This window comes from Nocardiopsis valliformis DSM 45023 (genome assembly GCF_000340985.1).
Classification (GTDB): domain Bacteria; phylum Actinomycetota; class Actinomycetes; order Streptosporangiales; family Streptosporangiaceae; genus Nocardiopsis; species Nocardiopsis exhalans.
The window spans coordinates 287,443-312,339 of sequence record NZ_ANAZ01000008.1; the positions used below are offsets into that span (position 1 = coordinate 287,443).

Sequence of the window (24,897 nt, forward strand, 5' to 3'; positions counted from 1 at the left end):
CCCCGCTCACAACCTCAGAACGCACGCCCAGCACCCCCGCAGCCCCTGGAACGGAGGCGCATGAGCGAACACGACCCGCGTGACCTGGTCGTCATCGCCCTCGCCGGAGTACAGCGCTACATCACCGAGTCCCGCAGCACCGCGGACCTGCGCGCGGCCAGCCAGATCGTGGCCCGCCTGGCAGCCGAGGCGGTCGCCTACCTGGCCCGTCAACACGGCGCGGAGATGGTCTTTCCCGCCCCCGGCGAACAGAAGGGGAGGGAGGGGGAAGACGACACGGACGACGGGATACCCAACCGTGTCGTGGCCCGGCTGCCCGCGGGTACCGGCCCCACTGCGGCCCGGAAGACCACAGACCGCCTGAACTCCGTCTGGGAAGGGTGGATGGAGGATGTGTTCGGCACGGCCCAGTTCCAGGTTCCCGGCTGGCCGGTGGTGCAGTGGGTGAGTGTGCCCGCCGGATCCGGCTCCTACGAGCAGGCCTGGTCCCAGGCCCAGCGCGCCCTGGCCGAGCGTAAGAACACCCGGAACTTCCACCAGCCCGGTGACACCCCTGGTGATCTGTGCATGCTCTCACCGAGGTGGCGTGCCGTAGACGGGGAGAGCCTGCCCCGGGACATCCCGAAGCACCTCAGGCGTGAGCAGCTGTCCGTCGCCAACTGGGTCAAGCGGATGTGGCACCGCACCTCGGTGGGCAGCCACGAGAGCTTCCCCTCCACAAACGCGATCGCCTCGCTGCCCTACCGGCACGCCGTCCTGACGCTGTGGGACACGACCTCCGGTATCAACGGCCTCGTCCGGGAACTGCGCCGGGCCGCCGATGCGCTCGGCGCCGACCCCATCGGGGAGACCCGCACTCCGGGCCTGCCCAGAACACCTACGGGGACTGAGGCCAACTGGCTCCGGGGGCGCGGCAGCCGCTGGATCTTCCCCGAGTCGTGGCACGTGGACGCCCTGTCCCGGGAGTTCACCGACACCGCCGACGAAGCCGAGGCGAAGCGGGCCGATCCGGAGTTCGTCGAGGCCGTCCGGTCCGGCGGCAAGGCCGCCCAGGCGCTGGTGGAGCTCATGGGCGATCAGGGCGTACCTGCGCCCTCCCCTCACCTGGCCGTGTTGGTCCAGGACCTGGACTCCATGGGCCGGCACCTGTCCGGAAGCGCCCCCGGGCGGGACGGTTCCTACCTGGACCCGGCACGGGGACACACCGTCCACACCGAGGTCTCGGCCCGGCTCGGTCGTACCGCCGCCCGTCAGCGCAGGGCGGTCGAGAAGGCTGGCGGGGTCGTGGTGTACGCGGGTGGGGACGACCTGCTCGCGCTGGTCCCGGCGGCGTTCGCGTTGGAAGCCACCCGGGCCTGCCGGGAAACCAACGACCCCGGCCTGCCCACCGCCAGCAACGGTCTGCTGTTCTTCCACCACGGTTCCTCGCTCCGCCAGGCGCTGGCGGGCGCCCATGAGCTGTTGGAGGAGGCCAAGGAACTCAGGAACAAGAACGGTCTGGGGGTGGGTTTCGTCCGCTCCAGCGGAAGTCACGCCCGGTGCGTTCTTCCGTGGGAGGAGGAACCCCAGGACGGCGTGCCCGCTCCTGCGGGCTCCCCAGTGGACGCCCTGGAGCTGTTCGTCACCAACGCCCACCACCCCCGTGCCCGCCTGTCCCCGCGCCTGTTGCCGGACCTGCTCGGCGAACGGGTTCATCTGGACGGCGGCGGCGAACAGGTTCAGGGGAATTTCGAGGCGCTTCCGTACCGGGTCGCCCGCGCCGAGATGCGACGCCTGGTCCACCGCCACACCTCGCTTGTCCCCCTTCCCACCAGCGATCGGCAGGGCGGCGACCCAGCCGCCGAGAACGATGACACCGGCCCCGCCGAGCGGGACCGGAAAGCACGCAAGGTCTTCTCCGATGAGGCGACGACCGCACTGGAGCGCATGGCCCCGGATCGCCGTCTGGTGGACGAAGGTGCTGTCCGCGTCGCTCTCTTCCTGCGCCAGGAGGCCCATTGAGCGCCCCGCACGTACCGTTCCCTTTCATCGAGGACACCTCACCGCCGGAGGAGCGGCCCAGCGACCGGTGGCTACTGCTGCGTCCGCACGACACCGTGCAGGTGCGTGACGGCCGGGCCTTCGACGCCGGTACCGGTGGCACCGCGCAGACCGTACACCCCTGGCCCTCCACCGTCGCCGGAGCCCTGGCCTCGGCCGAGGGCGGGCTGGGAGGTGAGCCGGAGAGCGTGCGAGGCCCGGTCCTGGCCCGGCGCAGAAGGCGGAACCTGACCTGGGACCCCTACTTCCCCGTACCCGCCGACCTGGTCCACCCGCATGGGGACGACGACGTGCGGCGTATGACGGCCGCCGAGCCTGCCCCCGGGGTCAGCACGGACCTGGACGAGGAGGTCTTCGGGCACGGTGCTGGAAACCTTCGTTCCTTCGCCGTCCCCGAGGGTGTCGAGGACCCCGAACCCGTCACCGGGTGGATGTCCAGCCAGGCCCTCCGGGAGTACCTGCACGGAACCCTGATCGCCCCCGGAGCCAAGGTGGCCAGGGACCGGCTCCAGCTCTCCCCCGAGGAACCCCTCGAACCCGAGACCCGGGTCGGGCTGAAAGTGGACCACACCACCCGCACCGCCGAGCACGGGCTGCTGTACAGCGCCACACACCTGCGTCTGCGGGAGCAGTGGGCCTTCGCCGCGCACGTGACTCCCCACACCGAGCCGGGTCGCCACCTGCCCCTGGACGAGGTCACGGGACCGGTGCGGTTCGGGGGTATGGCCCGGTTGGCGGACATCGACCCGGCGCCCGGGCTGGCTTGGCCCGAACGCCCCTCCTCGTTCCCCGAGGGGCGGCTTCTGCTCTACGTGGCCACCCCCGGTGTGTGGCCGCGCGGGTGGGTCCCTCCGATCCAGGGTTCGGGGGCCGAACTCGTCGCCGCACGGATGGACGATCCCCTGACCGTCGCCACCGCATCCCCCACCCGGAGCTGGAAGGAGTTCAGGAACTCCCGTTCCCTCTACTACGCGGTCCCGCCCGGTGCGGTGTACCTCCTCAAGTTCCTCGACACCGACGCCGCCGAACACTGGGCCGAACGGCACCACGGCAGGGCACTGCCCCTGTCCGAGCAGATCCACCGGACCAGGAAGATCAACCTGGCCACCGCGGGGTTCGGCGTCGTCCTGACCGGAGTGTGGTCGTGACCAGTTTCCTGCTCTACCTGTACACCGAGTCGCCCCTGCACGCCGGGGCCGCCGACGCCGAGGGTTCCCTGAACCTGCCGATCCAACGGGAGTCCACGACCGGGTACCCGGTCGTGTGGGGCCAGAGCCTCAAGGGCGCCCTACGTGCTGCCGGACACAACGCCGGGTGGGGCCAGGACTCCCTGGACCGGGTGTTCGGCAAAGCCGTGCAGCGTGACGGTGAGCCCGGGGTCAACCCCACCGCCGGGCTGCTCACCGTGGGCGACGCCCAGTTGGTCGCCGTGCCGGTACCCACCCTGCGGCGCACCTTCGCCTGGGCCACCTCCTCGGTGGCACTGTCGAGACTGTCCCGCAAGTACGCCCGGTCCGGGCTCCCGGGAGAGATCCCGAACGTTCCCACGGTCCCCCATGACCGGGGGGTGGCTCTCGACGAGGTGTGGACCACCTCGGAGCAGGTCGTGGGGCCCTGCCTGGTGCCGATGTCCAGGCCCAGGACCGCCGGAGAACTGGAGGAGTGGGCAGAGCGCATAGCGAGCGACGGCATCGGCGACGGGTCCGCCCTGTCGCACTTCGCGGACAAGTTCCGCTCGGACCTGCTGCTGGTGGGCACGTCGGTCATGGACCAGCTCCTGCGCGAGTGCACCGAGCACGCGGTCCGGGTCCAGCTCGACCCCGAGACCAAGACCGTCAAGCACGGACCGTTCACCAGCGAGTACCTGCCCACGGAGAGCCTGCTGGCAACGGTGCTCACCCTGCGCGCGCCGCAGGGCAAGGACTCCGAGCGCAATACCGAGAACGATGCCGAACACCGGCGTCTGCTGCGGAAGCTGTTCGACGGAGCCGTGCTGCAGGTCGGCGGGGACGAGACTCTGGGCAAGGGTCTGGTGTGGTCGCGTCTGGCCGGGGAGGTCCCCGGTGAGTGAGTCCACCCGATCGGCCAGAAGGGTCGACCAGGCGGCCGCGGGGATCGCTTTCCGGGTCCTCGGTGAGACCGTCAGCCCCGAACTGCGCACCCGCATGCGGCAACTGCCCATGCGGCTGCGCGGCAGCGGCCTGGCCGCCACCTACGCCTTCGTTCTCTCCAAGGCCGACCCGCGGGGTGACGAACTGGAGCGCGCCTACCACCGGCTCTGCGAACGCGTCGCTGCGCACATCGCCGATCAGGGGCTGCTCAGCGGGACCGGTCGGCAGATGACGCCCCATCAGTTCCTCCGGGCGCTCGGGGAGGCCGACGTCCACGACTACGCCCGGGTCTCCGCCGAGGTCGAAGCGTTGTCGGTGTGGCTGAGCAGGCTCGCCGAAGCCCTGTGCGAGGACTCCGGGGGCAGCGGTTCCGAGAAGGACGGCTCCGGCGGCGAGACCACTGGTGAAGGGGGTTCACGTGGCGGGGATTCCTAACCCCAAGGACGCCTTCGGCGGTAAGGTGCCGCGCGCCGCGCGCCCTGCTCCTCCTCCACGACGAGGCCCCGCACCGGGAGGCACTGGTGGCGGGGCGGTCCGGGGCGGAAACCGGAGGCAGGGCTCCGGTGGCGATGGCCGGTCCACCGCCCATCCCGCGAACGGCCCGCTCGGCCGGGCCGTCAGGGTGGAACACGAGACCCGGGAGAACCAGGACCCCTCCGCCTCGCTCCAGGAGAAGCGGGGAGAGTGGGAGTCGGTCAGCCCCGAGGCCAACGGGCTCGTCGTCCTGCGGCGCCTGTCCTTCGAGCCGCTCGACGGAAGCACCAACCCCTGGAAGAACCACGTCCCCCTGCACGCCTGGGCTGTCGAGAGCAGGATCGGGCAGGGGGACGCCGAACTCCTCCGCCGGACACTGGAACGCCGACGGCGCTTCCTCCGACAGTGGGTCTCGACCGACCCGGACCGTCGGCACGTGCTCAGGGTGTGTTTGACCGTCGAGTGGCGGCTGGTCTCCGGGCTCGGCCTCCAGTTGGGTGTCCTGGACAACGGCCTGGCCCTGCACGGAACCTACGGTTGGCCCACCCTTCCCGCCGCCAGCCTCAAGGGCCTGGCGGCGGCCGGGGCGCGCAGCGCAGGCGCCGACACCGAGCGGGTGATCCGGGCACTGGGCGGCCCACGGCCTCGTTTCGGCAAGGAACCGCGTCCGGCCCGGGAGGACCAGGGCCGCGGCTCGGTCCGGTTCCTCGACGCCCTTCCCGGTGAGGACGGTGTGAAGGTGCACGCGGACGTCATCACCCCGCACCAGCATCCCTACTACACCAGCACCGATCGCAAGGCCCACGAGAACTCACAGGTCAGGCAGGACCTCCAGTATCCGGGCGAGCACCACAATCCGGTGCCGCTGCCGTTCCTGTCCGTCAGCGGCGATCTGCGCGTGGATCTCGTGGGCGACGACCCGGACGATCTGGACGCGGTGTTCGACTGGTTGGCCGAAGCCGGGGAGGAGCTCGGCGGCGGCGGCCGGACCACCGCCGGCTACGGCTACTTCTCCTGCTCGCGCGTGAATGAGGAGGAAGCGTGACCGAGCGTCCGGTCACCGTGCACGTGGCCACGGTGGGCATCAGCCTGCTCGACAACGTCATCACGAACTGGAGCACCCGGATCCAGGAAGTCGTGGGCGACGCGGACCTGGCCCAGGACATCTTCGACAACCGTATGCGGATCCACGATGTGCGGGGGGAGCTGCTCGATCCCGAGGGCGAAGCGAACCGGGTGTCGGAACGGTTGGTGAAGGAGACCTCGGACCAGGGGCAGGCACGGGAGGAACTGGAGTCCTTGGTCCAGGAGATCTGCCCCGACCAGTGGCCCAGGAGCATCAGCGCCGAACTCACCTCCCTGGCCGCGAATCGGCGGGGTGACCACCAGATCCCGGTCGGCGGCAACAACGACGAGACGGTTCTGCTCATCGCCAGTGACACCGGCCCGGGCCTGCGTGCCGCCCTGTTCAACGCCTTGGCGATGACCGGCGGTGACGTGGACCGGGTGGACTACCTACCCACGATGGGCAGTCCTCTGACGCTCGGTCCAGGACGGGTCGCCATCGTGCGTCTTCCCGGGCTCGACGCCGAGGACACCGACCGGTTCCTGGGGGCCATGCGACGGCTCGGTGCTCTCGGTCCGCACTTCGAGGAGCTGCTGCGCAACCCGGAGTCCACGTGCAGATTTCACCTCACCGGTGGTTTCCGGGTGGCCATGCCCTTCCTCCTGGGATTCGCCGAAGCGCTGCGCTCCCTGTACGGCGGGCGGATCACCGCACACGCCCAGTACGAGTTCTCCGCGCTTCCCAGGTCGATCGAGCTGCCGTTGAGCTCCCCCCGGACCGATGCGCTCAACGGCAGGCTGGCGGGGTCCCGGGATGACGGGTACTTCGAGGACGATCCACCGGGGGATGCGGTCTGGGAGGGGTTCGCCTACGAATACCTGCCCGAGGAGTCCCGGTGGCGGCTCACCCCCTTCGGGATGGCGCTGCGCGAACTCGTTCCGGCGACAAGGCAGGAACCGTGAGCGACGGAGCTCCGGCCGACGAACCAGGCACACGATGCGAGGAGTGCGACGACCGGCCCGTTGATCTCGGGCCTCCGCAGGCAAGTCTGGTCGGTCGTCTGAACGCGGGGGTCGGCCCCATCGCGGACTCCGACCGTGCCGCTCACGCGGTCGGCAACGACTGCGCGGCGTGGAAGGACCCGGGGCTGCGCAAGGTACTGCGTAGCCTCTACAACTCCCAGCGGTCTTCGTCCCTCCTCCCGGGACTTCCCGGGGCCCGCAGGGACCTGGCCGACCTGCTCGCTGATCCTGGTTCGGAACACATCGTGCGGGCCCTGCTGTACAACCCGGGGCGCCTGCTCGAAGTGATGCTGCCCAACCTGCTCCTGTCGAAGGGCGCAACGGTCTCGGAGTCACAGGCACTGCGGATGTGGGCGGTGCTCTCAGTGTGTGTCGAAACACTCTGGGAGCACGTGACCGGAGAAGGCGGTGCGGCTCACCGGCACCTGGCTCCTCTGGCTGCCCGAACGCGCTTTCTGGCCCTGTCCGAACCCTTCCGCCACCAGGGCACCGAGACCTGGCAGAAGTGGTGGAAGGTGGAAACCCTCAAGAAGGTCTTCGGGCACAGCCACACCTGGGTTCCCCTGGTACGCAGAGCACGGGAAGCACGGGACGTGTGGCGAGGCCATCTGGACCGGTACCAGTCCCTGCCGCTGTTCGACCACGCCCCGCCCTCTGCCGTCGAGGAGGAGATCCGGTGGCTGGCCTTCCAGGAACCCGCGCGGCAACACGTGTTCTCCGAAGGCGGGCGTTTCCAGTTCACCACTCGCGTGTACTCGGGCGGGCCACTTCCCCTGTCCGAACCGATACCTCGCGGCTCGGACACGGACCAAGAGGTGAAGCCTCCCGAACCGAACGCCGCCGACCGGGCTCTGCTGGGAGAGACGGTGGAACGCCACCTGTTGCCGCGCTTCGCGGTGCTGGCGTCATGGTCCGCGGTGCTGGGCCTGTATCAGCACCCTCGGTACAAGGGCGCTCTACGCATGTACTGGCTTCTGCTGCTGTCACTGATCGCCGCTCTGGGCCTCGTGGCCTCGGCGCTGTGGACCAACTGGATCACCATCCCGCAGAGTTTGATCGGCATCGCCGTGTTCTACGGCGTCATCGGGGCCGGTTCCCTGTTCCTCGGGCGGGTGTGGGCGATGCCTCTGCTGCTGCGTCTGCCCGCGGCCGGAGCGGTCGGCCTGATCATCCTGGTGGCCTTCCACCCCTCCTGGTGGGAGAGGGCCACCACGGGCTGGTTGCTGCCGACGGTCCTCGGCGGGGCCGCCCTCGGCTATCTCCTCATCGAGACCCGCAACCACAACACCGGAAGTGCCGCCCGCGACTGGACGGCTCCCCTCATCCTGGCGGGCCGGGCCCTGGCTGTGGCAGCGACCGGGCTGGTGCACTCCCTGTTCGTGGCCGTGGTCGGGATGGTCGCCGTCACCACCGTCTTCGGGGAGGGCGGGGACGAGCTCCTCAAGGTGTGGGAGGGGACCTTGACCGACGGAGACCCGGTGGCGATCCTGCTCGCCGCCACCTTCTGGTGTCTGGCCGCGGGGGTCTTCTCCCAGATCCTGTGGGACGACCAGCCCATCACAGCTCCCCTGTCCCACCGCCGTTGGCGTGACGAAAGGTAGGAACGCATGCCCTGGACGACACTGCGCCTTCGGGTGGAGACCCCGCTGTTCTGCGGAGAGGGGGACCCGGCCTCGGCACAGGTCCGCGTCTCCTCGATCCGCGGTGGAATGCACTTCTGGCTGCGCGCCATGGCAGGGATCTTCGCGAGGAACGACCCGAACGCGCTGCGGCGGATCGAGAACCACGTCCTCGGGTCGACTGACGGCGCTTCACCCATCCGGCTGCGTATCCCCGAGCAACCGGCGTACACGACCGAGCGCTTCCCCTCGTTCATGCCCCGCGATGCCTGGAACCCGTACAACAAGTGGATCGGCTACCTCCTGGGACCGGGCCTGACCTCCTGGGAGCCCAAGGACGAGGTGAGGCGTTTGAAGGGCGCTGTGAAGATCACCCGCGCCTTCATCCCGCCCGGGGAGGAGTTCGAACTTCGGATCAAACCCGTCGGTCAGGACCGCAACGCCCACACGGTGGCTCTCGGAGCGCTGTGGATGAGCCTGGTCTTCGGCGGGATCGGGGCCAGGACCAGGCGCGGTTTCGGCGGTGTGCGCATCATGGATGTGGAGGGTCCCGTCCTGGCCGGCTGGAGCCCCAGCTCTCTGCTGACCCCGGGGCTGGACTTCTACGACGGCACGAAGTCCCTCTGGTTCACCGGTGACATGGCCGGCCCCGTGCTCAAGGCGCTGAAGGACGTGACCGACGAGGTCGAAGCGGGCCCTTTCGACGGGTCGACCTCCACGCCTGCGTTTCCGGTGCTGTCGAAGGCCAACACCCTCGCCGGAGTCACCGGCGGAGGAGTCTTCGGTGACTGGGCGAGCGTACTGAGGTTCGCCGGTGAGGAACTGCGCCACTTCCGTGCGCCCGAACCCACACCCGGAGTGAACTACAACCCGAAGATCAAGACGCGGGAATGGGTGGAGGTCATCCATGACCGCGAGCGCGACGACTTCGACATCGGTGGCCTTGGACTGCCCCTGGTGTTCAAGAAGGACCTGGAAGTACACGCCGACAGCGGTGAGGGCGACGATTCCGAGAAGCTCCGCAGGGCTTCACCTCTGTGGTTACGCGCTGTGGGAGAAGGGGACCGTTGGCGGCTCCTCTCCTTCGCCTTCCTCAACGATTTCCTCCCCGAGGGGACCGGCGTCCACCTGTGGCGCGGTACGGGAACCAACAAACACCAGGACCGACCCCTGAATGTCTCCACCGAGATCAGCCATGAGCGGGTTCGCCAATGGATCAAGGGTCTGGCCAGCGCCGAAGGCAGCGCCTTCGTCCCGGAAAGCGGATGACCACACCACCCGGACACGGCTCCGGGCACAGGGCGTCAGGGTGAGCAAGAAGGTCTCGTGTGCAGAGCCGGTTTCGGCGGAGGCCACCGCCTCTGGAGGGAGGACGCCGAAGATGGCGCAGGACGAACAGGGGCACTCGCTGGGGAAGGCATCGGCTGCTCGTGGGTTCGAGATGCACCTCTACCGGCAGTACTTCGACCTGGTCGCCTCGGGTGAGAAGACGACCGAGATCAGGGTCGACGACGCATCCCGTAAACGCCTGAGGGAAGGCGATCTGATCCGGTTCAAATGCCAGAACGAGGACGTACTCACCCGGATCACCAGGCTCGCCCGCTACACCGACTTCGACGAGATGTTCCGGCACGAACCGGTCTCGTCGGTCGACCCGACTGCTTCGAAGGCCGAACAGCTGCGCGGTATCCGGGAGATCTATCCGCCTGAGCGCGAAGCCCTGGGCGTGATCGCGATCGGTATCGAGCTCGTCGAACCGTAACCGGATACGCCCGCCCTCCTCGCCCGAGCTCCCAGCGGCGAACACCGCGCCCGGCTGGGGTGCAGACCCCGGCCGAGCGTCCGGCCGAGTTGTCGGTGAGAGCGCCGCCGCTCATTCCACCAGTAGCTGCCCCAGTTCCTGGGTGCAGCGGGTGAGCGCGACGTAGAGCCCGTTCCAGCCCCGAGGTTCGGTGACGATGCCGGGTGCGTCCACGAGCAGCGTGGCGTCCCATTCCAGGCCCTTGGCGTCGGTGGCGGAGAGCACCGCCACCTCGGGCAGCGCTGCGCGCAGAGCGGGCAGGCGTTCGAGGGGAGCGATGACACCGACCGTGCCACCCGCCCAGCGCTGCGACAGGTCCTCGACGGCACGTGCCGCCTCGGCCTCCAGGTCGCCCTCTTCCACAGCCCTTTCCCAGGGTTGAACGCCTGAGGCGCGAACGGCACGGGGAGGTTCGTTCCGGCTGCCCGCGTTCCGCAGGACCGGCCCGGTGAGGGCCATGACCTCCAGCGGGGTGCGGTAACAGATGGTCAACCGGGCTTCGGCCCACCTGTCCCCGAAGGCCGCGCCGACCGCTCCCTCCCAGGTGGTGTGCCGGTGCGGGGCCTCGGTCTGGTCGATGTCGCCCACAGCGGTGATGGACCGGGAGGGGCAGCGGCGCATCACCATCTGCCACTGCATCTCCGAGAGTTCCTGTGCTTCGTCGACGACGACGTGCCCGTAGACCCAGTCCCTCCGGGAGGCGGCGCGGTCGGTCAGGAATTCGCCCTGCTCGCCCTGTGGGCTCGCCTCACCCAGCAGGTCGGCCAGGGCGTCGAACAGGGGGATGTCGCTGCTCGCCCGTGTTCGCGGTTCAGCGGCGACCATTGCTCTTTCGGTGTCGGTGAGTTCGGGCGCCCAGCGGCGCAGCAGTGCTTCGTCACCGAGCAGGCGACGGAGTTCTTCCTGGGGGTCGCGGGTCGGCCACCACTCGTGCAGGGTGGCGGCCACCCCGGGGTCTGTGGCGATCCGGTCGTGCAGCCTCTCCAGGTCATCCTCGGTGAGTTCCCCGTCGACATCGGTGCCGCTGCGGCCGTCGCGTTCGGCGCGGTCGTCGGAGTTGGCGAGTTTGGCGTCGAGTCGGCCGAGGATGTCCTCGAAGCCCTCCTCCATCCGCGCCAGCGTCTCCTCGTTGCGTTCGGCGATCGCGTCGGTAAGCAGGTGGTGGATCTGTTCGCTGAACACGGTGCGCGCGGCGTGGTAGGAGTGCCCCGATGTGGCTGAGGCGAGGGCCCTGGTGATCCGCTGTTCGCCGATCGTGTACCGCTCCCCCTCCCACACGAGTTCGAGGTCGGCGGGACGGGGGACGAACGAGGCCGCGTACCGGGAGAGCGTCTGTTGCCAGAGCGCCCGTCCCTTGATCTCGGCGATGTCGCGTGGTTCCGCGCGCTCCACTCCGATGCCCGGTACGAGGGTGTCGCAGGTCGCCGAGACCACGGCGGTCTCCCCAAGCGCCGGCAGCACCTGGGTGATGTAGTCCAGGAAACGCTGCGAGGGCCCGAGCACCAGGACGCCCTGCGCGGCGAGCTGCGGGTAGGTGAAGAGCAGGTACGCCACCCGGTGGAGTGCCACCACGGTCTTTCCGGTGCCGGGCCCGCCCTGCACGACCAGCGGCCCCCGGGAGTCTGCGCGGACCACGTCGTCCTGCTCGCGCTGCAAGGTGGCCGCCGCGGTGCCCATACGGCCGGTGCGCCGCTCGTCGAGGGCGGCGAGCAGGGCTCCCTCGCCCACCAGCTCGCTCGCCCCCGATCCGTCGAGCGGTTCGTCATCGACACTGATCACCTCGCGGCCATCGACACGGATGTGGCGGCGTCGGGCCTGCCCTTGGGGGTCGACCGGTGTCGCGGTGTAGAAGGCCCGCGCGGCCGGTGCACGCCAGTCGATCACCAGGGGATCGTCGTCCTCTTCCCCGCTGGGGATGCCGACGCGCCCCAGGTGCAGGACCGTCTGGTCGAGGGCGTCGAGCCGACCGAAGATCAGGCCCCGGTCCGCGCACCGCAGTTCCTCGCGGTGGTTGAGCATCATGCACATCCGGGCGTGCCCCGTCGCGTCACCCGCCGGGACCGCCAGTTCGGCGTCGAGGTGGCGGAGGATTCCGTCGCGACGGGCGAAGGCCTCATCGAGGACGCGCTGTTCCTCGGCTACGGCCGCCGCGTGCGCGGCGGAGTCTTCATTCAGTGGTGTGGAGACACTGTGTGGGTGCACTCGCACTCCGTTCTCTACGTTTCACCAGTATCGGAAAGAGCGAAACATCACGACGGCGCCGCAGGATATCCGGGACGACAACAAGGAAAGGTACATCTGAGGCGCATTGCCAGAGAGGACCGCATCTTCGGCGTTAATGCAAGCTGGCAGCGCGCCACCCCCTGGGTCCGCGATGCCTGCCGATGGCAGTATACGTAGCCCGCGAAGCCACTCGAACAGTTGTTTTGAGCCAGGCGCCCTGTTAGCGAATCTCACAGCCTGAATTCTTGATTCCGCCGTCAAGTCAGCATCACCCCCGGAGACCGCCTATTGCGATGAAAGCACATCGACGGAAACCGTCGGGGAACACATGGTCGACCCTTTGTCAAGCGAAGCCCTGTCGCGCTTATGACCCGAAGGAAGCGATCAGGGTATCCGGGAGTGAACAATGCGCTCCTGGGTTTCGCTCGGCCACCGGGCGGAGGTGGACGGACGCAGGCGGGGGGCAGGTCCGGTCGGGTCTGAGCAGCGAACGCGTTTGTCGGGCTCCGCGCCGAGGCTCCCGCCATGCACAGATCCGAAGCAGGCATGGCCGGTCCGGGCGCCCTCCCGGACGACTCGCTCCAGACGGCGGTGCGGGACTGCCTGGCGCCGCTGCGGTTGTCGGAGATCTTCGAGCCGGTGGCCGAGTACGTACTGCGCGGTACCGGTCCGCGGTCCCCGGCGTCGTTGCGTGGAAGACCGCCCGGGGCCGACATGGTCGTCAAGCCCAACGATGTCCGGTCGGCGGAGCGGGCGGCGGCCGTCACCGGGCTGCATCCGGGCTGGTCCCAGCGGGAAGCCGCGGCCGCTCGGCTCACCGTCTACCGGGACGCGCCGATTGATGTGCTCGCCCGGTTCGGGCAGGTGCTGCACGCCGCCGCCGACCGGCCCCCGGCCTCCGGAGAGCCGTCGTGGCTGCTCGTGCTGGCCGACGACGCCCTCCGTGTGTGCGAGGCCGCGGACGGGGCCGACGCCGAGGGCGTCCGGCGGCGCTGGGGCCCGCACATCCTCGTCGAGGTGGCCGGGGCGGGGGCCGCCCCGGCCGGTCTCCGGTGCACGCCGCCCTGTCGGCGCTGCTGTACTCGGACCTCGGCCACCAGGCGCGCCGTTTCGACCGGGTCGTGGTGCAGATGTACGCCAACCCCTGATCGGGTCGGCGCCCGGGCGCACAGCCCGCTGAGCTGGCCCGTCCCCTTTCCGGGGCGGCGCAGGTCAGGGTGCCCGGGCTCTGGATGCTGCCGGTGACGGACCGGCCGACAGCCCGGGCGAGATCCTCAGGAGCCAGGTCTCAGGAGGCGGTCCCCGGGCAGGCGCGGCGCCAGCGTTCACGCACCTGGACGATGGTGCCGCGCACGATGCGCATGAAGTGCGCGAGTTCGGCCATCCGCGCACCGGCCGGGGTTCGCGGACCCAGCAGGTGCGCGCCGCGGCGGGCCCCGTCCTCCCAGGGAGCGAACAGTTCCTCGCGGCGGGCGAAGGTCTCCACCCAGTCCCCGCTGAACCGGTAGAGGTCCCGCCGCTGGCCCGGCAGGCGTTCCCGCCGCACCAGGGAGAAGGCCTCGAGGAAGCGCACCGCCTTGGAGATCGCGCCGGGGCTCGCCGAGAGCCTGTCGCAGAGCTCGCGTGCGCCCAGGGCCCCGGTGTCCGTGACCAGCAGGTGTGCGAGGACGCGGGCGGGCATGCGCGGTGTGCCCGCGAGCATGATCACGCTGGCGAAGTCCTCGGCGAAGTCGCGCACGGGCCCGGGGGCGGGGCCGCTCTCCGCGGGTTGTGGTGCGGGATGCTGTGCGGCGGACGCTTGCCCCGGGGTGGCGGAGCGGCCCCTGCGGGCGCGCTGGTGTGTGGCCTGTTGAGCGCGCTCCGGCGCGTAACCCGAGCGCCCGCCGTTGCGAGCCACCTCCCGGGTCACGGTGGAGGTGGGTCGCCGGAGTTGCCGGGCGATGGCGGCACAGCTCTGTCGGGTGCGGAGCCCGTCCGCGATGTGTGCGCGCTCCCCCGCGGTCAGCCGTGCGCCGGGCATGGGTCCCCTCTTCGAGCATGTGTTGCAATGAACTCGGATACTACGCCATGTTCATTGCAACACCCTGACAGACGTTTCCCAGGAAACTGCCCGGTTTTTCCTGAATTCTGAGACGTCGTGCCCGGGTTCGGTTTTCTGTAGCGCGGGGTCCGGACCGCCAGAGTGTTCACGCTTCAGGAAAACATGTCTAGCGTTCCAGATATGACAGCTGACAGCCAAGAGCCTCACACCGTCCCCGTCATGATCATCGGAGCGGGCCCGGTCGGCCTGAGCCTGGCCCTGGGACTGGCCCGCCACGGGGTGCGTTCGGTACTCCTGGAACGCCAGCGGACGACCAGCGAGCGGTCCAAGGCCCCGGCCCTGCACCTGCGTACCCGCGAGATCCTGCGCCAGTGGGGTGTGGAGCACACCCTGAGGGAGGCCGGGACCCTCCTGGAGCGGATGCCGGTGTACACCGCCGCCGGGCGGCGCCTGCTGGAATTCGACTTCACCCGCCTCTCGGGGGAGGCGCAGCGGCCCGGGATCCTCTTCCTGGAACAGGGCAGGACCGAGCAGCTGCTCCTGGAGGCGCTACGGACCACCGGATACTGCGACGTCCGGTTCGGCGCCGAGGTCACCGGTGTGGAACACGGGACGGAGCACACGGCCGTCACCTACTCGCAGGGGGCCACGGAGCACGTGCTTCGCGCGGGATTCCTCGTGGGCTGCGACGGGGCGCGGAGCACGGTCCGCTCCGCACTGGGGCTGCCCTTCGACGGGGCCGTGCTGCCGATCCGGGCCACACTCGCCGACGTGCGGGTGACGGACGGGCGCGACACCCTGCCCTGGCCGCGCAGCCACAACGGGACGCGGGGCATCACCGGAGCACAGCGCCTGGCCCCCGGGCACTGGCGCCTGGTCAGGGTGGAACCGACGGGCCGGGCCCCCGACGGGCCTCCGGCACAGGGCGAGGAGGTCACCGCGCAGGAGGTGGAAGCCTGGGTGAGCGAGGTGCTGGGACCGGGACCCGCCCCGGTGGTCTGGGCGAGCCGCTTCCAGTTCCAACGGCGCTCCAGCCCGCGCTACCGCGTGGGACGGGTCCTGCTCGCCGGGGACGCGGCCCACGTCTTCCCGCCCGTGATGGGCCAGGGCATGAACGCCGGTATCCAGGACACGCACAACCTCGCCTGGAAGCTCGCCGCGGCGCTGGACGGCGGCGACGTCGAGGCACTCCTCGCCTCCTACGACGAGGAGCGCCGCCACGCTGTCGGTACCGTGTCCCGCTATGTCGAACGCCGGGCCCGCCTGGGGGTCCAGACGCCACGTGCGGTGCGTTCGGCGGCCATGGCCCTGATGCGCGCCGCGATGGCCGTGCCAGCCCTGCGCGACCGCAGCCTGCGCAGCCTGGCCATGCTCGACCGCGGTTACCGCGCCTCACCGCTGTTGGACCCGGCCGACCGAGCCGCGGGGGTCCGGCTGCCCGACCCCGAGCTGGGCGACCCTCAGGGCGGGCCCGTGCGACTGCACGACGCACTGCCCGCCGGGGCGGCTCTGCTGCGGCTCGGTACGCGGCAGTCGGAGGCTGCGCAGACCCTACGGCTCGCGGGGTCCGAGAGGGTGCCTGTCCTGCACGTCGGCCCGGGCGGCCACAGCGATCCCTCAGGGGCGCTGCGCACCCTGCTCGGTGCCGCCGAGGGTTGGATCCTGGTCCGCCCGGACCGCCACGTGGCCTGGGCCCGTACCTCCTCCCAGGGCCTGGCCGCCTCCGTGCGCACGGCCCTGGGACGTCTTTGACGGGACAGCAAGCGTTAGCTGGCCGCGCTGTGCCGGTGTGCGCTTCCAGCGGCGGTGAAGGGGGCCGTGCGGAGTGGCGGCTCCGGGCCCCCGTGATCACAGAACCCGGCTCCGGTTCTCGGCCCGTCATCTACCACTCCCCCGACCGCGCAGGACGGGGCGCTGAGGGACACTCCTCCGGGTTCCGCGCACCCGGACGCGCGCGGACCCCTCAACGCCCCGGCCCCGGCCCTTCGACTCTGGGACGGAACACCTCCCGGCCTCGGCCCGAGGCCGAGGAACCGTCCCGGGGCCGGTCGCGGTTTCAGTAGGCCGCACGGCCTGTCGGGGTCATCGCTGTGCCGCCGGTCGCACCACGATCTCGTTGACGTCGACGTCGTCGGGCTGTCCGACCGCGAAGGCGATGGCGCGGGCGATCGCCGACGGCGGGATCGTGTTCGCGCGGTAGGCGGCCATCGCCTCGCGGGCCGCGGGGTCGGTGATCGTCTCGGCGAGTTCGGACTCGACCACGCCCGGTGTGACCGTCGAGACGCGCAGCCACGGTTCGCTCTCCAGCCGCAGACCCTCGGTGATCGCCCATGCGGCGAACTTCGTGCCGCAGTACACGGCCGCGGTCGGCGAGACCGCGTGGGATCCGACCGAGGCGATCGTGACGACGTGGCCGCTGCGCTGCCTCTCGAACACGGGCAGGGCGGCGGCGATGCCGTGCAGCAGCCCGCGTACGTTGACGTCGAGCATCCGCGTCCACTCGTCCGTCCTCAACGCGGCCAGCGGGGACAGCGGCATGACGCCCGCGTTGTTGACCAGCACGTCCACGCGTCCGTACTCGGCGACGGCTCCGTCGACGAAGGAGCGCACGGCGTCGGCGTCCGTGACGTCGAGGGCACGGGCGCGGGCCCGCCCTCCGGCGGCCTCGATCCTCTCGACCAGCGAACGGAGCCGGTCGACGCGGCGCGCCCCCAGCACCACGGTGCAGCCCCGCTCCGCCAGGTGCAGCGCGCTCGCCTCACCGATACCGCTGGAGGCACCGGTGATGAGCACGGTCTTGTCCTTGAGCCCGTCCATCAGGCGGTCCTCCTGTCAGCACGGCGGGTGAGCACCATGCCCGCGTGGTGCAGGGTGTTCGCGTCGACGAAGTCCCCGTCGGCGCTGAAGCCGCTGTCGTCGGCGTAGTCGATGTGTGTGCCGGTCACCGTGTACCGGCCCGTGTAGGCGCGCTCCCGGCTGCCCCGGGCCTCGACGTATCGGCCCTCGGGCAGCAGTTCGTGGCGGATGCGACCGTCGGCGGTGACCCACAGTCCGATGTAGGGGTGGTCTGTCATGGCACTTCTCGCCCTGTCCGTGGGAGTCCTGCTTCTGTCGGGGCACCACTCTGCGCGCCACCCGCCCGACGGGGCCAGGCCGGTGTGAGCCTGGGTGCGACGCACCCTCCCTGTTCGGCGGGGCCCGGGGTAACGTCGCACCATGACAGCACCGCCCCTGGCGCAGTTCCTCCGGGCTCGCCGTGACGCGACCTCCCCCGGGAGTGTGGGGCTGCACGGCAACGCCCGGCGGCGGGTGCCCGGGCTGCGCCGGGAGGAGGTCGCGATGCTCGCCGACGTGAGCGTCGACTACTACGTCCGCCTCGAACAGGGGCGCGAGACCGGGCCGTCGGCGCAGGTGCTCGACGCCCTCGCCGACGCGCTTGCACTCGACGACGACGGACGCGGCCACCTCTACCGGTTGGCCGGGCTCGCCCCGCGCCCGCGCGCCGACCTCAGCACGCGTCGTGTCGACCCGCACCTGAGACGGCTCATGGACTCCTGGCCGGGCACCCCGGCGCTCGTCGTCAACGCCGCCTACGACGTTCTCGCCGGCAACATGCTCGGCGAAGCCCTCTTCTGCGGGTTCCCCGTCAGCCGCAACCTGCTGGAGAAGGTGTTCCTCGACCCGGACTCCCGCGGCTTCTACGCCGACTGGCAGCTCGCCGCGCAGAACGCGGTCGCCGGGATACGCCTCGCCGAAGGGCGGGCGCCGGAGCATCCGCGTATCCGTTCGGTCATCGACGGCCTGACAGGTGCGAGCCCGGAGTTCGCGAGGATGTGGGCCGCGAACCGTGCCCGCGGCAAACGCCTGGAGGTCAAGGAGTTCGTGCATCCGGCCGTCGGTGAGCTGACCCTGTGGATGCACACTTTCGACGTCGCCCAGACACCGGGCCAGCAACTGCTCTGCTACCAGGCGGAGCCGGGCAGCCGCAGCGCCGAGGCCCTCAGTCTGCTCGGAACGGTCACGGCGTCCAGGACCTGACCCGGCGCCGTGGACTCCGCTCGGGACAGGCTCATCTCAGCGCGCATTCCTTTCGCAGCGCGCGTGCCGCTGAACAGCATCACCGCTCTGCGTGCGACACGGGGTTTCCGACCTCGAACCGGAGCCGGTGGACCGGTTCCCCGCCTCGTCTCCAGCGGTGGAACAACGGTGTGTGGCCGGTACCGCCCGGAGTTGGGGTGGTCCTGCCCGCCCGCAGATGGTGATCGGGCACCTGCGGTCCGGTGCCGGTGAGCGGGCCGACGTTCCCCGGGTGTTCCTCAGGCGGTGTGCGGGCGGCGGGTCAGCACGAGGACACCGGGCGCCACGGGCCCCACTCGTTGGACTCCTCGGGTGAGCTGTCGCTGTTCCACCACACGGCCTCGTACTCCGTGCCGTCGTGGACGACCCGCGAGCCCTCGGGGTACACACCGCCCTGCGACCAGCCACCGGAGGTGCAGGGCGCCGGCTGCTCCGACTCCACCTGCTCGGGCTCGTCGGGCTGGTTCTGATCCGGCGGTGCGGCGGCCGTGTGCCCCTCGTCCCGGTCGCCCTCCGCCCGGGGGTTGTCGTCCTCCTGCTCGGTCTCCTCCTCGTCGTCATCCTCGTCCTCCTCCGGCCCCGTGGAGACTCCGAGGACGACCAGCGCGCCCTCCTCGACCACGGACCCGGATCCGGGTGAATGGTGGTCGACCTCGCCCTCAGGGCGCTCGGAGTCCTCGGCCTCCTCCACAGCGGACTCCAGGCCCAGTTCGGCCAGGGCGCCGACCGCTTCCTCCTCGGAACTGCCGACCAGGTCGGGGACGATCACCCCCTCCACGACGGTGAGCACGACAGTGGAGTCGTAGGGCACCTGCTCGCCCTCTTCCGGGTCGCTGTCGGTGACGGTTCCGGCGGGCAGCCCCTCCGCGGGCTCCTGAACGATCTCGACGTCGGTGAGCCCCGCCTCGGACAGGGCCAGTCGGGCGTCCTGTTCGGGGGAGTCGACCACCTCGGGCATGAGGACGGTCAGCGGCCCCGCGGCCACGGACAGCCGCACGTCAGCTCCCTCGGACAGTTCACCTCCGCTCTCCGGGCTGGTGGAGGCGATCAGCCCCGCCTCGACGTCGTCGCTGCGCACGTTCTCATAGGAGATCTCCGGGGAGACCGGCAGCTCCGCGAGCTGATCGGCCGCCTCGGAGGGGGAGAGTCCGACCAGGTCGGGCATGCGCGCACCGGCAGGAGCCGATCCCTGGTTCGTCACGGCCCACAGCGCGACTCCGCCGACCAGTACCAGGACGGCAGCCAGGGCGGCCCAGAGCATGATGCGGCGGCGCGGCGCCGGCTCAGGCTCATCCCGGGGGTGTTCCTCCTCGAGGGGCTCGCTGCGGGCCACGTGTCTGCCCGCAGCGGCGGGCAGGGCGTCGGTGGCCCGGCGCACCAGTGCCCGGTACACAGAGGCGTCGGCTGGCCGTCGCCGCGGGTCGGGGTCGGTGCCTTGGGCCACGAGTGCACTGATCGCCTCGCCCACCGCGTCGCGCCCGGCGGGCGAGTCGCCGTCATGCTCGGGGGAATGCCCCGCGACCATGGTCTCCAGGAGTTCGGCGACGGCGGCCACGTCGTCCTGGGGGCCGAAGGCGGCTCCGCCCGTGCCGGAGGGCGGCGGTGTCGCGAGGAGCAGGAGGCTGACGCCTCCGTCATCTGCGAGGGAGAGTGTCCGCGGGCCGATGTGCCCGTGCACCAGGTCCTGTTCGTGCAGGGTCTCCAGCGCGCCCAGGAGCACGTCGGCGATGTCGAGCGCCTCCCTGCGGGAGACCCGCTCCCTGAAACGTTCGCCGACCAGGTCGCCCACCCAGACACCGTGGTGGGGTTCGGTGACCGTGTACGCGCCGCTCCCGCGCATCCCTCCGGACAGCACGGGTGAGAGGGCCGGGTGTTCGATTCCTTCGAAGGCGCGTAGCCGTGTCCGGAAGTCCTTGATCAGCTCGGCGCCGTGGGCCCCTGAGACGTCGAACAGCTCCACGCGGACCGGGCTCCGGGTTTCGGTGTCGTCCGCTTCGAGCAGGGTCGTGCGCGCGCCGATCCGGCGCTCGCCGTGCACGCGGAAACGCCGGCCGAGCGCCGCGCTTTCGGGGGCGTTGGGGGGAAGGGGGTCCATATAAGGATTTTATGGACTCGCAGGAGGGTTCGGACGCCCTTGCCTCCGTCCCCGGTCCTGCGGACCGGCCCGGCTTCGGGCCCCTGGTGCGGATCATCCCGGCTGCGGGTCGGCCCACCAGGGGCGCGCCGTGCTCGGGCGTTCGGGTTCCGCGTCGACCGCGGCGCAGGGGAACACGACGAGCGAGGAAAACCACAGCCCCCGCATCAGCACGTCGCCCCCGGCGATCGTTCCGTAGGCCGCACCGAAGTGGTCGAGCAGCAACCACTCGGCGCTCGGGTACCCGCTGGACACCGCTGGACACGCTCGGCGCCGAGCGGGGAGCACCAGCGGGAGGGCGGACGGACCCGGGCTCCGGGAAGAGCCATGGACCGGCGCCGCGCGGGGAAGACCGTAAGCGTATCCGTCACCGACTGCCAGGAGGTCCCACCCGTGTCCATCCGCCGGGTCATGCCCGACATCCAGTCAGACGCCATGGCGGAGAGCCAGAACTTCTACGAGCATCTGGGCTTCGAGACGGTCATGGACCTCGGCTGGGCCATGACACTCGCCTCCCCCTCCAACCCCACCGCACAGGTCACGTTCATCAGCCGGGACGAGTCCGCGCCGGTCGTGCCCGACATGAGCGTGGAGGTGGACGACGTGGACGCGGTCCACGCGGTGATGCTGGAGCAGGGCGCGGAGATCGTGCACTCCCTACGGGACGAGGAGTGGGGGGTGCGCCGGTTCTTCGTCCGCGACCCCAACGGCCGAGTGGTCAACGTGCTGTCCCATTGGTGACCCCGGCCGGAGTCCGCAGGACGTCGAGAAAAGTTCTCGCGGGGGGTGTCCGGTCCGCGTGCCTGGTTTCGACGTACCGGGTGAGAGCGCCGCCGGGGCGTTCGGGGAAGGAACCAGACCATGAAGTACCTGATCATGCTGTACGGGACCCAGAACGACTTCACCATGATGGCCGGCCGGCACGTGCAGGAGCAGCCTCCAGAGCGGATGCTGAGCCAGGACGACGTGCGGGAGATGCACCGGTTCATGGAGGAGTACCACCGCAAGCTCGACGAGTCCGGTGAGCTGGTGGAGGCCCGGGGGCTCACCCCGCCCGCGCACGCGCGGCGGGTCACGCTGCGCGAGGGGGCCACGGTGGTCACCGACGGCCCCTACCCGGAGACCGAGGAGGTGCTGGTCGGTTACACCATCGTGGAGTGTGCGAGCTTCGACCGGGCCACCGAGATCGCCGCCGACCTGGTGCGCCCCGGGTTCGAGGGTGAGTGGGTGGACGTGCGGCCGATCGCCGAGAGCATGGAGGACCTGGGGTTCTGAACGGCCGGGTGGTGAGGGTGAAGCGGTCGGGGTTCGAGGATCTGTGGCGCGAACTGGCCCCACAGGTCCTGGGCGCGCTGGTGCGGCGGTACGGCAACTTCGACACCGCCGAGGACGCCGTCCAGGAAGCTCTGCTGGCCGCGGCCGAGCAGTGGCCGGCCCGGGGCGTCCCGGACGACCCCCGGGCCTGGCTGATCACGGTGGCCGCGCGGAGGATGACCGACCTGCTCCGCCGCGACCAGGCCCGCAGGCGCCGCGAGGAGCGGGTGAGCGAGTGGGTGCTGCCCCGGGACCGCACCGCTCCCCCGGCGGACCAGACGCAGACAGCCTCCGACGACACCCTCGTCCTGCTGTTCCTGTGCTGCCACCCGGCGCTGCCGATGCCCTCCCAGATCACGTTGACACTACGTGCGGTGGGCGGTCTGAGCACGGCGGAGATCGCCCGCGCGTTCCTGGTGCCCGAGGACACCCTGACCCGGCGGATCAGCCGGGCCAAACGGCGGATCCGGGAGGACGGGCTCACCTTCCGGCTACCGCCCTCCGAAGAGCTGCGAGGGCGGGTGGCTGCGGTCGCGCACGTGCTCTACCTGGTGTTCAACGAGGGCTACGCGGCCACCTCCGGCCCGCACCTGTACCGGGCGGAGCTGTCCGCCGAGGCCGTCCGGCTGACCCGGCTGCTGCACCGCCTGTTGCCCCAGGACGGCGAGGTCACCGGGCTGCTGGCGCTGATGCTGCTCACCGACGCCCGCCGTCCGGCGCGCACCGGCCCCGGCGGGGAGCCGGTGCCGATGGCCGAGCAGGGCCGTTCGCTGTGGGACCAGGAGAAGATCGCGGAAGGGCTCGTTCTGGTGGAGGAGGCACTGCCGGGCGGGGACGTGGGCCCCTACCAGCTCCAGGCCGCCATCGCCGCCCTGCACGACGGGGCGCCCTGTTTCGAGGAGACCGACTGGCCGCAGATCCGGGCGCTGTACGAGGTGCTCGCGGAGCTCTCCGACAACCCCGTGGTCCGGCTGAACCACGCCGTGGCGGTGGCCATGGTCGACGGGCCCGAGGCCGGGTTGGCCCGGCTGGCCGAACTCAACGGGGAGCGCAGGCTCACCGGAGACCACCGTTTCCACGCGGCCCGCGCCCACCTGCTGGAACACGCGGGAGACAGGGAGTCAGCCAGGGAGGGCTACCTGGCGGCGGCTCGGCTGGCGACCAGTCTGCCCCACCAGCGCTACCTGTACGCGCGAGCGCAGGCCCTGGTTCCGCACCGGTAGGCACGCCCCGCACCTCGCGATCGGGCCCGGGTGCGTTCACCGCTCCGGTGTCCGGCGGGCGTCGCCGGAACGGCCGGGGTGGCCGAAGTGACGCCGACCGGGCCGGCGACCGGGCCGGCGACCACCGTGCGGTCCGCCCCGGGCCCGGGTGTCAGCGCTGGGCGGCCGGGCGCACCACGATCTCGTTGACGTCGACGTCGTCGGGTTGTTCGACGGCGAAGGCGATGGCACGGGCGATCGCCGAGGGCGCGATCGCCTTGGCGCGGTAGGCGGCCATCGCCTCGCGGGCCGTGTCGTCGGTGATGGTCTCGGCCAGTTCCGACTCGACCACTCCCGGGGTGACCGTGGACACGCGCAGCCAGGGTTCGCTCTCCAGGCGCAGGCCCTCGGTGATCGCCCACGCGGCGTACTTCGTGCCGCAGTACACGGCGGCGGTCGGCGACACCTCGTGGGATCCGACCGAGGCGACGGTGACGAGGTGGCCGCCGCGACGCGACCGCACCGGAGGCCGTGGGTTTGCGCGGCAACACCCGGCGGCGGGTTCCCGGGTTGCGCCGGGAGGAGGTGGCGATGCTGGCGGACGTGAGCGTGGACTACTACGTCCGGCTCGAGCAGGGACGGGAGACCGGCCCGTCCGCTCAGGTGCTCGACTCCCTCGCCGATGCCCTGGCCCTGGACGACGACGGGCGTGCTCACCTCTACCGTCTGGCCGGTCTGGCGACGCGCCCGCGTGCCGATCTGGTCGGCGAACGGGTAGACCCGCATCTGCTGCAGTTGACGGACTCCTGGCCGGGCACCCCCGTGCTCGTCGTGAACTCCATCTATGACGTGCTCGCCTGCAACGCGCTGGGAGAGGCCCTGTTCTGCGGTTTCTCCGTCAGCCGCAACCTGGTGGAGAAGGTGTTCCTGGACCCGGGGTCGCGGGGTTTGCACGCCGACTGGCGGCGGGCCGCGGAGAACTCGGTGGCCGCTGTCCGGCTGGCCGAGGGGCGTGCGCCGGAGCACCCGCGTATCCGGGCCGTGGTCGACGGCCTGGTGGAGGCGAGCCCGGAGTTCGCGGAGCTGTGGGCACGCAACCGGGCCCGGGGAAAGCGCATCGAGGTCAAGGAGTTCACGCATCCGCTCGTGGGCGGGTTGACCTTGCGGATGCGCACCTTCGAGGTCGCGCAGACGCCGGGCCAGCAGCTGCTGTGTTATCACGCGGAGCCGGGGACCCGCAGTGCCGAGGCCCTGTCCCTGCTCGGCACGATCGCGGCTGACGTGTACACGCCGTCGAATCCGGAGTCCGGGGCTCAGCGGTCAGTGCACCGGCCCGTCTGATCGGTGGGGGCACGGGCGCGGACGTGCGGAGGGCAGCGCGCCAGCAGGCCGGGAGCATCGGATCGGGGGCGCATGTCAAGCACAGCTAAATTCATCCCATCATTCCATAATCGGCTTTTTTGGATGACTGTCTGCAACGAGGCCGGAAAATAACAAAACAGTCAACAAATCCCGCCGTGTCCGGTCTGGACCAGCAGCTCAGAGCCAGCCCACACCCGCAACCCGCACCCCCTGGCCCGCAAGGGATAACACCCCGTGAGGCCGAAAAGGTAATCACTGATTACACAGTGTCGCGGACCGATTGTGACGCATGTGACGAAAGTAAATGTTCGCGGCCGGTGTGCCGGATGCCACTTTTTGGGCCTAGTATCCCGAAGGTGAAGTCCTGCTAAAGCTCACCCATAGGCGGGCTTAACACTCCGCCGCTGGCGG

Annotated in this window: 23 protein-coding genes; 16 read left to right on the top strand and 7 right to left on the bottom strand. The window is 70.5% G+C overall.

The window, feature by feature from the left end; translation table 11 throughout:
* Positions 1-60: 60 nt before the first annotated feature.
* From D457_RS0109490 to D457_RS0109530, 9 genes are all read left to right on the top strand, one after another.
* Complete coding sequence (locus D457_RS0109490) at positions 61-2,001, top strand: Cas10/Cmr2 second palm domain-containing protein (protein ID WP_017580424.1); 1,941 nt, start codon at positions 61-63, stop codon at positions 1,999-2,001.
* Entirely contained in the window at positions 1,998-3,188 is a 1,191-nt protein-coding gene (locus tag D457_RS0109495; protein ID WP_017580425.1) for a type III-B CRISPR module-associated Cmr3 family protein, read from the top strand. The genes D457_RS0109490 and D457_RS0109495 overlap by 4 nt, the downstream gene beginning before the upstream one ends.
* Positions 3,185-4,111: a type III-B CRISPR module RAMP protein Cmr4 gene (cmr4, locus tag D457_RS0109500; RefSeq protein WP_017580426.1), complete on the top strand. Its 927-nt coding sequence runs from the start codon at positions 3,185-3,187 to the stop codon at positions 4,109-4,111. Before D457_RS0109495 ends, cmr4 begins: the two co-directional genes overlap by 4 nt.
* Positions 4,104-4,586 (top strand): type III-B CRISPR module-associated protein Cmr5, encoded by a 483-nt coding sequence (gene cmr5, locus D457_RS0109505; protein ID WP_017580427.1) that lies wholly within the window; start codon positions 4,104-4,106, stop codon positions 4,584-4,586. The genes cmr4 and cmr5 overlap by 8 nt, the downstream gene beginning before the upstream one ends.
* A 187-nt stretch (positions 4,587-4,773) precedes the next feature.
* Positions 4,774-5,670 (top strand): type III-B CRISPR module RAMP protein Cmr6, encoded by an 897-nt coding sequence (gene cmr6, locus D457_RS0109510; protein ID WP_017580428.1) that lies wholly within the window; start codon positions 4,774-4,776, stop codon positions 5,668-5,670.
* The gene (locus D457_RS0109515) at positions 5,667-6,653 is read left to right on the top strand and encodes a hypothetical protein (RefSeq protein WP_017580429.1); all 987 of its coding nucleotides are present in this window, start codon (positions 5,667-5,669) and stop codon (positions 6,651-6,653) included. Before cmr6 ends, D457_RS0109515 begins: the two co-directional genes overlap by 4 nt.
* On the top strand, positions 6,650-8,314 hold the full coding sequence (locus tag D457_RS0109520; RefSeq protein WP_017580430.1) for a hypothetical protein: 1,665 nt from the start codon (positions 6,650-6,652) through the stop codon (positions 8,312-8,314). Before D457_RS0109515 ends, D457_RS0109520 begins: the two co-directional genes overlap by 4 nt.
* A gap of 6 nt (positions 8,315-8,320) precedes the next feature.
* Positions 8,321-9,601, top strand: coding sequence for a type III-B CRISPR module RAMP protein Cmr1 (gene cmr1 / locus D457_RS0109525; protein ID WP_017580431.1), 1,281 nt, complete (start codon positions 8,321-8,323; stop codon positions 9,599-9,601).
* 112 nt (positions 9,602-9,713) lie between these two features.
* Positions 9,714-10,094: an ASCH domain-containing protein gene (locus tag D457_RS0109530; protein WP_017580432.1), complete on the top strand. Its 381-nt coding sequence runs from the start codon at positions 9,714-9,716 to the stop codon at positions 10,092-10,094.
* Positions 10,095-10,205: 111 nt separating this feature from the next.
* Here D457_RS0109530 and D457_RS0109535 read toward each other — a convergent pair whose 3' ends face one another.
* Positions 10,206-12,335, bottom strand: coding sequence for a HelD family protein (locus tag D457_RS0109535; RefSeq protein WP_017580433.1), 2,130 nt, complete (start codon positions 12,333-12,335; stop codon positions 10,206-10,208).
* A 546-nt stretch (positions 12,336-12,881) separates the two neighbouring features.
* On the opposite strand from D457_RS0109535, the gene D457_RS35695 reads away from it, so the two are divergent.
* Complete coding sequence (locus tag D457_RS35695; RefSeq protein WP_152514187.1) at positions 12,882-13,601, top strand: hypothetical protein; 720 nt, start codon at positions 12,882-12,884, stop codon at positions 13,599-13,601.
* Positions 13,602-13,644: 43 nt separating this feature from the next.
* On the opposite strand, the gene D457_RS34605 is transcribed toward D457_RS35695, so the two are convergent.
* Positions 13,645-14,376 (bottom strand): GbsR/MarR family transcriptional regulator, encoded by a 732-nt coding sequence (locus D457_RS34605; protein WP_017580435.1) that lies wholly within the window; start codon positions 14,374-14,376, stop codon positions 13,645-13,647.
* Between the two features lie 201 nt (positions 14,377-14,577).
* On the opposite strand from D457_RS34605, the gene D457_RS0109550 reads away from it, so the two are divergent.
* On the top strand, positions 14,578-16,149 hold the full coding sequence (locus D457_RS0109550) for an FAD-dependent monooxygenase (protein ID WP_017580436.1): 1,572 nt from the start codon (positions 14,578-14,580) through the stop codon (positions 16,147-16,149).
* A 330-nt stretch (positions 16,150-16,479) separates the two neighbouring features.
* Here the strand turns inward: D457_RS0109550 and D457_RS0109555 are convergent, their stop codons facing one another.
* Both D457_RS0109555 and D457_RS0109560 read right to left on the bottom strand, forming a co-directional pair.
* The gene (locus D457_RS0109555) at positions 16,480-17,214 is read right to left on the bottom strand and encodes an SDR family oxidoreductase (protein WP_017580437.1); all 735 of its coding nucleotides are present in this window, start codon (positions 17,212-17,214) and stop codon (positions 16,480-16,482) included.
* On the bottom strand, positions 17,214-17,471 hold the full coding sequence (locus D457_RS0109560; RefSeq protein WP_017580438.1) for an Atu4866 domain-containing protein: 258 nt from the start codon (positions 17,469-17,471) through the stop codon (positions 17,214-17,216). The genes D457_RS0109555 and D457_RS0109560 overlap by 1 nt, the downstream gene beginning before the upstream one ends.
* A gap of 142 nt (positions 17,472-17,613) precedes the next feature.
* On the opposite strand from D457_RS0109560, the gene D457_RS0109565 reads away from it, so the two are divergent.
* Positions 17,614-18,435 (top strand): MmyB family transcriptional regulator, encoded by an 822-nt coding sequence (locus tag D457_RS0109565; RefSeq protein WP_017580439.1) that lies wholly within the window; start codon positions 17,614-17,616, stop codon positions 18,433-18,435.
* Positions 18,436-18,736: 301 nt separating this feature from the next.
* On the opposite strand, the gene D457_RS37465 is transcribed toward D457_RS0109565, so the two are convergent.
* Together D457_RS37465 and D457_RS0109575 are read right to left on the bottom strand one after the other, a co-directional pair.
* Positions 18,737-20,569: a PASTA domain-containing protein gene (locus tag D457_RS37465; RefSeq protein WP_017580440.1), complete on the bottom strand. Its 1,833-nt coding sequence runs from the start codon at positions 20,567-20,569 to the stop codon at positions 18,737-18,739.
* A 93-nt stretch (positions 20,570-20,662) separates the two neighbouring features.
* A complete protein-coding gene (locus tag D457_RS0109575) occupies positions 20,663-20,863 on the bottom strand; it encodes a hypothetical protein (protein ID WP_017580441.1) in 201 nt (66 codons plus the stop codon).
* A 138-nt stretch (positions 20,864-21,001) separates the two neighbouring features.
* Here D457_RS0109575 and D457_RS0109580 point away from each other — a divergent pair, with 138 nt between their 5' ends.
* From D457_RS0109580 to D457_RS0109590, 3 genes are all read left to right on the top strand, one after another.
* Positions 21,002-21,349: a VOC family protein gene (locus D457_RS0109580; RefSeq protein ID WP_026116494.1), complete on the top strand. Its 348-nt coding sequence runs from the start codon at positions 21,002-21,004 to the stop codon at positions 21,347-21,349.
* A 120-nt stretch (positions 21,350-21,469) separates the two neighbouring features.
* Positions 21,470-21,883, top strand: coding sequence for a YciI family protein (locus D457_RS0109585; RefSeq protein WP_017580443.1), 414 nt, complete (start codon positions 21,470-21,472; stop codon positions 21,881-21,883).
* Positions 21,884-21,891: 8 nt separating this feature from the next.
* Positions 21,892-23,145: an RNA polymerase sigma factor gene (locus tag D457_RS0109590; RefSeq protein WP_017580444.1), complete on the top strand. Its 1,254-nt coding sequence runs from the start codon at positions 21,892-21,894 to the stop codon at positions 23,143-23,145.
* Between the two features lie 151 nt (positions 23,146-23,296).
* Here D457_RS0109590 and D457_RS32220 read toward each other — a convergent pair whose 3' ends face one another.
* A complete protein-coding gene (locus tag D457_RS32220; RefSeq protein ID WP_017580445.1) occupies positions 23,297-23,647 on the bottom strand; it encodes an SDR family oxidoreductase in 351 nt (116 codons plus the stop codon).
* An 8-nt stretch (positions 23,648-23,655) separates the two neighbouring features.
* Between D457_RS32220 and D457_RS32225 the strand changes: the two genes are divergently transcribed.
* Entirely contained in the window at positions 23,656-24,465 is an 810-nt protein-coding gene (locus D457_RS32225) for an MmyB family transcriptional regulator (RefSeq protein ID WP_083926709.1), read from the top strand.
* Positions 24,466-24,897 lie beyond the last annotated feature (432 nt).